Below are 1,139 nucleotides of genomic sequence, written 5' to 3'. Positions count from 1 at the left end.
TCCGCCTGGTCGAACACGACGGAGTGCGCCGACTCGAACAGCTCGTCGGTGCACTCCAGCTCGGTCATCCCGGTCGCCTCGTACATCTGCCGGCCGACCACCGTCCCGAGGTCGTGGAAGGCCGGAAGGCAGTGCAGGAACTTCACGTCCGGGTTGCCGGTGGCCCGGACGGTGTCCATCGACACCTGGTAGGGCTTGAGCAGCTCGATCCGCTCCGCCCAGACCTCCTTGGGCTCGCCCATCGAGACCCAGACGTCGGTGTAGAGGAAGTCGGCGCCGGCCACGCCCGTGTCGACGTCCTCGGTGAGCGTGATCCGGGCGCCGCTGGTCTCGGCCAGCCCCTCCGCGGCCTTCAGCACCTCCTCGGCGGGCCAGAGCGCCCGGGGCGCGACGATCCGGATGTCCATGCCGAGCAGCGCGCCGGTGACCAGCAGCGAGTTGCCCATGTTGGAGCGGGCGTCACCGAGGTAGGCGAGGGCCACCTCGGTCAGCGGCTTGGCGCTGTGCTCCCGGACGGTCAGCACGTCGGCGAGCATCTGGGTCGGGTGCCACTCGTCGGTGAGGCCGTTCCAGACCGGGACGCCGGCGTACGCGGCCAGCTCCTCGACGATCTCCTGCCCGTGGCCCCGGTACTCGATACCGTCGAACATCCGGCCCAGCACCCGGGCGGTGTCCTTGATCGACTCCTTGTGGCCGATCTGCGAACCGGACGGGTCCAGGTAGGTGGTGGTGGCGCCCTGGTCGTGGGCGGCCACCTCGAAGGCGCAGCGCGTCCGGGTGGAGGTCTTCTCGAAGATCAGCGCGATGTTCTTGCCCCGCAGCCGGGGCTGCTCGGTGCCCGCGTACTTCGCCGCCTTGAGCTGGGCGGCGAGATCCACCAGGAAGCGGAACTCCTGGGCCGTGAAATCGAGCTCCTTGAGGAAGTGCCTGTTCCGGAGGTTGAACGCCATGCCGGGCTCCTGGGGTGACGTGGACGGACCGCGAAGCGGCAATTCTATACGACACTCGGAATTTGTATGCATGGCCCCCGGGCCCTGCGGCGGTCACCGCAGGACCCGGCCTCCGACCGGCAGGACGGTGCCGTGTCGGGGAGCGGTCAGAGGCGGGGGGCCCCCCGCCCCCCCTCCCCGGGGGGGGGC

The 1,139-nt window shown here is 70.1% G+C and carries 1 protein-coding gene; it reads right to left on the bottom strand.

Annotated features, from left to right (window positions below):
- Positions 1-950, bottom strand: a 950-nt coding sequence (argF, locus tag MCM47_RS41235) for an ornithine carbamoyltransferase (protein WP_238951884.1), incomplete at its 3' end; no start/stop codon positions are given.
- Positions 951-1,139: the final 189 nt, after the last annotated feature.

It is taken from the genome of Kitasatospora sp. A2-31, assembly GCF_022288725.1.
Classification (GTDB): Bacteria; Actinomycetota; Actinomycetes; order Streptomycetales; family Streptomycetaceae; genus Kitasatospora.
Note: the sequence above shows the minus strand (reverse complement) of the source record. Positions and strands in the feature narration are given on the sequence as shown.